Genomic DNA, 9,808 nt, shown 5'->3' with positions numbered 1-9,808 from the left:
GTGATGCCACAGGACTTGTAGGCGTATCTCTACGGAGACACTGACATTCTTCATCTCCGGTCGGTCACGATTCCACTGCTGATATCTGTGCAGGCATGAATCTTTAGCCAATCGTGTGTTTGTGACAAACTCCGAGGCCCATTGAAATCGTTGCGGGTCTTGTGATGCTATCACAATGCAGGTTAGATGCCAATTTTGAGTATACTTTCTGCGGCAGCGGTTGAGTATATGAACGGGTGCGGTTTATACGGTACCGTAGAAAGCACTAGCTTTTGCGAACCTCATGGGTTAATCCAGCCCTGTCCCTCAACGTTACCGATAGAGATTCTCGCGATGGCGAGCTTCGTGGACAACGATCTCGTTCTCTTCCTCGACAATGTCGACGAAGACACGGTAAGAGCCCCAGTTATACTTTCCGTCAGACTGACCGTTCCACGTCTGGTAATCCCAATCCATGGGCGACCGGAACTCCGCAGTAGCGACACGTTGAAGCTTCTTCTGAATTTGGGAAACGGCCTCGCTGTTCAACGTCTCGAACACCGTCTCGAATCCGCTTCGGAAGGAAATGTCGTAGGCCATGGGTGATTGTCCACACAGCCGCAGTTGCGACTGTGTAGGGAGGTTTCACCCTGTATGGTGGGCCAATTTCAGTTGGCCCCCAAGGCATGGCCTGTCTTGTACACAGACAAATATTGCCCAGACATATCAAATTACCGTGGGAGGGAAACACATAGATTTATATACAGCTTGAACCTGATGGATAGGTCGCTGGGTCAATTCAGATATCTTAGCCAAAGATATCAATAGCGACATCTACTCGAGAAATCCTATGTCCGATTTAATGGTGAATTGTATCGTCGTAGGTGAGTTTGACCACCAAACTATATCAGACTTTAACTCAACGGTTGTTACAATGCCATCAGGTTTTCTCCAGTCTCGTAGCGGACGTCCATGGTCCTACGATAGGACGGACGCCGAATTTGAGTTCTATCAAGGCGAAGGATCCAGTGCATTAGAGATTGTAGTCGTTAATCACGGAGAACGCCCGAACAAAGATTTCCTCCAGCGAACCTACACCGACCGCCGGGGCGGACGTGTAAACCCAATTCTCGTGGTCGCGCTCTACGATGACAAGGTGGGCCTGTGCGGGCCGAGTGGCGAAGACCCACCCGTGTTCCATAATGTCGACCGTGGCCAAGCCGAGCGCGTCTGTGATGCCGCCCTGAAAAAGCCAGATCGACACGTTGCTCAGGCTTTTCTCACAAACACGCTCCCACAACTTGACGAGGAATTGGCCGGTCTACGGAATCAGGGCCTTCTGTCAACGCACGAACTCAGGGTCGGTGTTCCGGACCGCGATGATTGGGAAGAAGCTACCGAACGCGCTCAACAAGCCCTCACGGACGACCCGCGAGACTTAGTGGAAGGCCTGAACTACGAGATTGACCGGCTTACAGACCAGAGCTACGTTCTTAAGGACACCAGTGACGGCCACGAGCGGGCGGTCGCTATGTTCCTTCAGGAGGACGAGTCGTTCGACCACAAACAGGATCGCTTCGTCAACAAGTCCCCAGTAGCGTACGCCCTCAACGAAGCCGACAAGCGAAACCTGGACTACGTTATCGGAAGTAGCGGTGACACGCTTCGACTGTACACGACGAACCCGGAGGCTGGCTTCGGCTCTCGCGGCCGCACCGACACCTACGTTGAGGTGAACACGAACCTCCTGGCCGACGAGAAGGCGGCGTACCTCTGGCTGTTGTTCTCGGCGAATGCCCTCCGCGATGATGGTGCTCTTCATCAGATTATGGAGGACTCGAAGGAGTACGCCTCCGACCTCGGAGGACGCCTTCGTGACCGTATCTATGACGATGTCATCCCTGACCTTGCGGAAGCTATTGCGGACGCAAGAGATATTGACAATCCAACGAAGGAGGAACTCGACCAGACCTATGAAATGGCTTTGTTTCTCCTCTATCGGCTCCTGTTCATTGCCTATGCCGAAGATGAGGAGTTCCTTCCACGCCGGCGCAACGGTCGCTACGATCAACATTCACTGAAACAGAAAGCTCACGATCTCCACGATCTCGTTCAAGAAGGTCGTGAGTTTGACGATTCTTTCTACGATCACTGGGACGATGTAATGCGTCTTTCGCGGGCGATTCACAATGGACACGAGGAACTTGGCTTGCCAGCGTACGAAGGGAGGATTCTCTCTGAAGACGCTGATGTCTCTGAGGCGGGCGCAAGGCTCGCGGATATTCGGTTGAACAACGCTGAGTTCGGACCCGTTCTTTTCCGATTACTCATTGACGAGAACGAGGACGGGTACCAAGGTCCCGTAGACTTTCGAAATATCGGTGTCCGTGAGTTTGGTGTGATCTACGAGGGGCTTCTTGAATCAGAACTTTCTGTTGCGGAACAACCTCTTACAACTGACGAGGAAGATCACTATCAACCGGTCGAAAGTGGGGGTCAGCAAACTCTCGGCGACAATAGCCAAGATGTTGTTGTTCAGGAGGGTGAAGTCTATCTCCACGGACAATCTGGTGAACGAAAAGCTACTGGGGCCTACTATACTAAATCTCGCTTCGTTGAACATTTACTAAACAACTCTCTTGACCCCGCGCTTGACGATCACATCGAGCGCATTGAGCGCCTCAGAGAAGAAGAAGGAGAAAATGCCGCCGCCAGGGCATTTTTCGACATCCGTGTCTCGGACATTGCTATGGGGTCAGGGCACTTTCTGGTTGGTGCCGTTGACCGAATTGAATCGAAGCTTTATAAATATCTAACTGAGAATCCGCTCACACCGGTTCAACAGGAGCTCGACAATCTGGAAGATACAGCACTCAACGCCTTTGATAACGAGGAATACGCTCCAAATATCGAGCGGGGACAACTCCTACGCCGCCAGGTTGCTCGAAGGTGTATTTATGGTGCGGATTTGAACCCACTGTCTACTGAATTAGCTCGGCTGTCTATTTGGGTGCATACTTTTGTGCCTGGTCTTCCCCTCACATTCTTAGATTATAACCTCGTTACAGGCGACTCACTCGCTGGGATTGGAACCTTAGATGAAATTGCGGAGGAATTCGGTGCTGATCCATCACGTATTGGCTGGGGTCTTTTTCCTGAACTTGAAGATACGATGGACGAGATCAGTGACGAGATTGAACAGATCGGTCGTCGCGCGGACAGTGACGCTGAACAAGTACGAGAGGCCAGAGAAACCCGTGCCGATATTGAGGAAAAGCTTGCTCAGGTAGAAGCACGCTTCGATATACTTGCCGCATCCAGGGTGGATGATGATATTGATACGGAGGGCATTTTGGATACAAGTGTTGATAGTGTAACTGATCTACCCAGTTATGAGAGAGCTCAGGAAGTTTTGGACTCTACGGATCCACTCCATTTCCCTATCGCTTTCCCAGAGTTATTCACTGGAGAAAATAATGGGTTTGACACTATTATTGGGAATCCTCCGTGGGAGGAAGCTACTTTGGAAGAAAAGGAGTTTTGGGCCAGATATATCCCAAATTTCCAGGCTAAATCCGATGAGCTACAAAAAGAATTGCGTGATGACATAGTTGATGATCGTCCCGAACTTTTGGAGAAATATAAAACTGAAAAAGAACGAAAACAAAAGACAGCCGAAATAATCAAATCTGGACCGTATGAGAGTAGCTCTGGAGGTGGTTCCGCCCCAGAATTATTTGTGTCCTTCCTAAGCCGATTCAATCAACTTGTTGGAAATAATGGCCATGTTGGTGCTGTAGTTCCAAGAACCGCATTTTCTGGAGACAATACTACCGCCTTTAGAGAAGATTTATTCAACAACTATAGAATAGATGACCTTACTGTCTTAGTAAATAATAATAATTGGGTGTTTGAGTCCGTACATGGCCAGAAAACAATCGCACTGGCTTGTTACGAAAAAACTGGAGAGCCGACTGACGTAGTCCCGCTACAGGGACCGTTTTATTCACTTGAGGAATATGAGGATGGGATCAAAAACCCACCTCACGAATTTGACTTAGAGACTATTCGAAGTCTAAATTCGGCTTTAGTTATCCCACTACCTCCAACAAAAGAGGCTGTTGATGTATTCGATAGGATGGTATCTAATAACAAGAAATTTGATTACAAAGACGGGGATTGGAGAGCCGTCCCAGTCACTCCGCTCAAATTAGCTCCTTATGAGGATGAAGTTTTGGACGACGGGACTACCCTTCTACACAGGTCAGAGTCACCGCCAGAGGATGATTTCATTCCAGTTGTCGGAGGAAAGTGTATCGACTTCTGGAAATATGATGAATCAAAGGTCAGTGTTTGGAGTGATCCGGACTTGATATATGACTATTTACAGGAAAAAAGAGAGACTTCATACGAGTACGCGGGTAGCCGTTCGCCCTTCTCTGATATGCCCGAAGACTGGGTATATGACAAATCAACCCTTCCATGCTATTCGTCCCGGGTAGTGTTCCGAGATTCAACAAATAAAACCAACACGAGGACAGTCATTCCCGCTCTGGTCCCTCCAAATGTCGCTATGTTGGATACAGCCCCATATCTAATTTGGCCGAAAGGGGACGAGAAAGATCAAGCGTATCTTATGGGAATTATGGGAAGTATCCCATTCGATTGGTGTGCCCGGACTTTCGTAGAGAGTCATGTTAGTTTTTATCTCTTACGAGGATTGCCAGTTCCGCGGGTATCTGGAGAGCATCAGTTAAGAAATAGAATTATCGAGCTCTCAGGTGCCTTAGCCGCAAATAATCAAAGATACTCAAAGTGGAGTGATGCTGTTGGGGTTGACTGTGGCTCTATTCCCGAGGAGAGGAGACAAGAGATGATGTATGAAGTCGATGCGGTGGCCGCACACCTCTATGGCCTAACCCGCGAGCACGTCGAGGTCATGTTTGAGACCTTCCACGATGGATGGGACTACGAAGAACGGTTAGAGCGTGTTCTCGACTACTACGCGAGCTGGGCGGACCGACTGGACCTCGACCACGCCAACCGCGAGGCGGAACAAGCGGCTGGCACCAGAAACGATGACTGAACGGCCACAGGTCGTCGACAACCGAGACGGCAACACACTTGCCACCGCTATCAACGCCTATCTCTCGGATCTGGATGAGCGGCTGGCAAACGACCCCGACCTCGACATTGTCACCGGCTACTTCAACCCGCGCGGATACTTTTCGGTCGCTGAGGGGTTGGAACACGTCGACCAAGTTCGGCTTCTCATCGGTGCCCAGCCCGATCAAGAAGGCAAGGAACGCTGGCGACAACCAGAGGAACCACGAGGGGAGGCGTACGAACGCAAGCGCATCGAGGAGGCACTCCAGACGCTGGATCAGAATCTCGAACGCGACCGGGACTTGCTTGGCTTCTCGCGTGATGTTGACCAAGGACTTCAGGAACTCGTGGATTTCCTCCGGAGCGACCGCGTTGAGGTGCGCCGCCACGAGGATAGCTTCGTCCACGGGAAGGCATACCTGTTCTCGGACAGTCAGGGGGCGATTGCTGGATCATCGAACTTCACCGGCGCGGGACTAAACTCGAATCTGGAGCTAAATCTCGGTACCTACGATCCTCACGTAACCGAGCGCGTCAACGACTGGTTCGAAGATCTCTGGGAAGAAAGCGAACCGTTCGACCTCGCCAGTCTCTATGAGGAACGATTCGAGCCCTACGATCCTCACCTCATCTACCTCCGGGTACTCTACGAGCGATACGGCGACGAACTGGAGGAAGAACGAGAGGAGGACGGAGGTGCCATCAACCTCACCAACTTCCAGCAAGACAGTGTCCGGCGGGCTAACCGGTTCCTCGACAAACACAACGGCGTTATCATTGCTGACGAGGTCGGGCTCGGGAAGACGTACATCGGTGGTAAGCTCCTCGAACAGTACGTCCAGGAGAACCGACAGCGTGCGCTCGTCGTCGCACCAGCGTATCTCCGGGACGGGATGTGGACACAGAAGCCGGCTGAATGGGGCGTTCAATTCGAGACGGTCTCCTATGCTGAACTCCGGAACGACAGCCAACTCGGCGGTGACGCCAACAACCTTAGCCTTCCCGTCGACGAATACCAGTTGGTCGTCATCGACGAAGCCCATGCGTTCCGTAATCCCGGAACCCAGCAATCCCACGCACTCCGGACGCTCCTCCGAGGTGATCCGCCGAAGGACGTGGTCATGCTCACGGCCACGCCGGTCAACAACTCTCTGTGGGACCTGTACTACCTCCTGAATTACTTCATCCGGAACGACGCCGCCTTTGCTAACGAAGGTATCCGGTCGCTTCGAGACCAGTTCAAGGAAGCCCAGGCGGAGGACCCGTCGGACCTCAGTCCCGATATGCTGTTTGATGTCCTCGACCAGACGACCGTACGCCGAACCCGGCGGTTCATCAAGAACCACTATGAGAACGCGACGATGCCCGACGGCGATGGTGGAGAAGTTCGGATTAACTTCCCTGACCCGAAGCCTCAGCGTGTCGATTACACTTTCACAGAGACGTTCGGCGACGAATATTTCCACGATGTCGCGGAAGGGCTGGCGGCTGGCGACCGTGATGAAGCCGAGCTCACGCTGGCTCGATACCGGCCATCGTACTACCTTGAAGGTGAGGAAGACGCTTCGGAACTCTCACTGGTCGGGCTGTTGCGGACGGGCCTCCTCAAGCGGTTCGAGTCGTCGAGCTACGCTTTCAAGAACACCCTCGACGGGATGATCTCGCAATACCAGATTGCACTCCAACTCATAGAGGAGGGCTATTTCCCTGAGACAAACGCGATTGATGAGTGGGTTGAAACGGATAGTGACGAAGGGATGGAGGAAGTCTTCGATGAGGCAAGCGACGGGAATATTTCGCTGGCGGCGGCGGATGCTGATCCCGCCGAGCTTCGGGCTGACCTGGAACACGACATCGAGATGCTGGAGCGGTGGCGTGATGGGGCACAGGCGGTCAGCCGAGACGATGACGAGAAGCTTCATGCCCTCCGCGATACGCTTGAGGACATCGTTGAGACGGCAAGAGAGGACGCTGAGGCTCGACAAATCTCTGACGAGGACATCGATTCGGCCTTCCGCCAGAACCGTAAGGTGCTGTTGTTCTCCTACTACGAGGACACCGTCGATTGGATTTACGAGTACTTGGAGTCCATTGTCAGCGAGGACGAAGACTTGTCGTGTTATGAGGGTCGCATCGCCGCTGTGTCCGGCGACGGCTCGAAGTACGGTGTCACACGCGAGGAAGCCGTCCACGGGTTCGCACCGAACTCAGGCGATGCCCCACCGGACGCCACTGACGAGTTTGATATTCTGATTGCGACGGACGTCCTGGGTCAGGGGGTCAACCTCCAAGAGGCGCGAAACGTCATCAACTACGACCTCCCGTGGAACCCGATGCGCGTGGTTCAGCGGAACGGGCGTATCGACCGCGTTAATTCCCCGCACTCGGAAATCTACCCATTCTCGTTCTTCCCTGAGGACCGACTGGATGATCTTCTTGAGCTCGAACACCGAGTTCGGGAGAAACTCACCCAAGCGGCCCGCTCAATTGGTGTGAGTGGGGGCGTTATACCAGATATGGAAACCCTCAATCAGAACTTCGCGGAGAAGGTCGAGGAAATCGACTCGATCCAGCGGGAGGAATCGGACTTCTACGAACAAGGCGGGGCTGAAGCGGCGGCGTATTCCGGCGAGGAATATCGTCAGGAACTCCGTGAGGGACTGGAGGAGCGCGAGGATCAGATCACGTCGCTTCCGTGGGCCGCTGGATCAGGATTCCGTGGTGAAGACCCAGGCTATTTCTTCTGTGCTCGGGTCGGGGACGAGGTCTTCATGCGGTTCGTCCCACACGAGATGGATGGGGAAGACGATCTCGTTCAAGACACGCTCACCTGTCTGAAGCGTATCGAATGCTCTCGTGATACTGGTCGGGCTCTCCCAGATGGAATGCGAGAGCAAATCTACGGTGCGTGGGAGACGGCACAGGAGGACATCTATCGCCAATGGCAAGAACAGACGGACCCGTTGAATGTTCAGCCAGACATCCGCCGACTGTTCCGTGAGGTCGGCCAGCATCTTCGTGACCACTGGCCGGATGATATGACCCAGGACGAGCTTCAAGAGACCGTCGAGGCGGTGGAGGCTCCTTGGGGCCGGAAGTACGAGCGTGAGCTTCGGGAAATTTACGAAGACGAGTCTCTCGGTCCTATCGACAAGTCACGGGAGCTTGTCGACAAGGTCGAGGAATTGGGGTTACAACCGTTCGAGGCTCCTGACCCACTACCGCCGATAGAGGAAGAAGAGGTGAAGTTGGTCTGTTGGATGATCGTGGCTCCTGAGGAAGATCAGGATGATCAAGAAGACCGACCGGGACTGGTGTCCCAGGTTACGTTCGACGTAGAATAACAATATCACCGGAGACAACCGATGAAATTTGATAAAATATTACAACGAAAGTCGTTCGCAAACGGAGAGTTCAACTTCGAAGATGTAGCACAGACCCAGGTCGGCCACGAAGACGGTGAATATGGGTACTTTATCATAGAGTCAAAGAGGAGAAAAAGAACACAAACAGGCACCAGTATCCCCTGGAATAACAGTGCTGTCATCTACTTTGAAGACCCCAGCCCATTCGAAGATATTTATGAGATACTCAACCGCCGGATAGGTTCTGAATTTGATCTTGAGGCCAGTACTGGATTCATACCAGCTGATGGGGAATATGAAGGCAAGGACACGGAAAACACGGACATCTCTGAGGTTCGTGTTGACGTTGAGGAATCTGGAATCAGCTTCTATTGCTTCGATGACTCACGGGATTTGATAGGTGCCGCATCAATCCCGATTGCGACCGCCTTCGAAGAAGGTGAATACACTGATGAAGAGAATTTGCAAGTATTCCATGCGATGGTTGAGGAAATCTCTGAAAGTTTCAACGACGCTCGTGAATCCCGAGAAGAAACTATGGACAAAGTACACGACACCGCGTTAGAGAAGGTTGAGCGGATTTGTAGTAGGTTCCACTCCGCGGCAAAACAGTTACGTGACACACATGGAAACTCAGATTCGTTCGAGATCGAGAACGAGTACTCCGTTCAATCCCTTCTACACTCTTATCTCAAGCTGGAGTTTGATGATGTTAGAGCGGAAGAATATAATCCAAGCTATGCTGGAAAACAGCCTCGTATTGATTTTTTGATTGAGGCTCACGATATTTTGATTGAGGTCAAACATGCCCGAGCTAACCATGGGAAAGACGAAATAAGAGAAGAGTTGGCCATTGACAAGGACCACTACCGAAAAGAAGACTATGACCAGTTGGTCTGTTTCATCTATGACCCAGATGAAATGATAACCAACCCAGACGGATTCATAAAAGATCTTGAATTTGATGAGCCTTCAATTACGGTCCTGATTTCTCCATAGAGACTCCGAATGCCATCAATCTCGATATAGCACTGATTGACCAAACTGGATTTTTGGACCCAAGTGGCTTGAGCAACCTGATTAACGAGACGAGGAAGCGGTATGGACCCGCCGGGAGTACATGAGTTATCTCACTCGTATCGGGGGAAGCGCAGGTGACCACCTTGCAGACAACCTTTCATCCAATGAATATGAAAGAGGATACTGTTTACTTGGCTTGAAATAGAGGAAGTTCGATTTGATCTCGTCCGTCATTATCAGGTCAGAGCTGAAAGGCGAGTGGATACTGTGGTCGTGATTATCGCCACAATCGGGGACGACCGCCGACCTGCATCTGTCCACGAAGTCATTAATATGCT

Annotated in this window: 4 protein-coding genes; 3 read left to right on the top strand and 1 reads right to left on the bottom strand. The window is 51.8% G+C overall.

All coding sequences use genetic code 11. The features are described from left to right. Window positions 1-312 precede the first annotated feature (312 nt). The gene (locus tag AV929_RS07555; protein WP_064287901.1) at window positions 313-579 is read right to left on the bottom strand and encodes a type II toxin-antitoxin system RelE/ParE family toxin; all 267 of its coding nucleotides are present in this window, start codon (window positions 577-579) and stop codon (window positions 313-315) included. Window positions 580-913: 334 nt separating this feature from the next. On the opposite strand from AV929_RS07555, the gene AV929_RS07550 reads away from it, so the two are divergent. Genes AV929_RS07550 through AV929_RS21375 form a run of 3 tightly spaced genes read left to right on the top strand, consistent with a single transcriptional unit; the run spans window position 914 to window position 9,449 of the window. Continuing rightward, a complete protein-coding gene (locus AV929_RS07550) occupies window positions 914-5,065 on the top strand; it encodes an Eco57I restriction-modification methylase domain-containing protein (RefSeq protein WP_064287903.1) in 4,152 nt (1,383 codons plus the stop codon). After that, window positions 5,058-8,429, top strand: a complete 3,372-nt coding sequence (locus tag AV929_RS07545) for a helicase-related protein (protein WP_064287900.1) — start codon at window positions 5,058-5,060, stop codon at window positions 8,427-8,429. Before AV929_RS07550 ends, AV929_RS07545 begins: the two co-directional genes overlap by 8 nt. Before the next feature lie 21 nt (window positions 8,430-8,450). After that, window positions 8,451-9,449, top strand: coding sequence for a hypothetical protein (locus AV929_RS21375; protein WP_080510064.1), 999 nt, complete (start codon window positions 8,451-8,453; stop codon window positions 9,447-9,449). Window positions 9,450-9,808 lie beyond the last annotated feature (359 nt).

Source organism: Haloarcula sp. K1 (assembly GCF_001647155.1).
In the GTDB taxonomy this organism is placed as follows: Archaea; Halobacteriota; Halobacteria; order Halobacteriales; family Haloarculaceae; genus Haloarcula; species Haloarcula hispanica.
The sequence above is the reverse complement of the archived record's forward strand: the minus strand, read 5'-3'. Positions and strand labels throughout refer to the sequence as shown.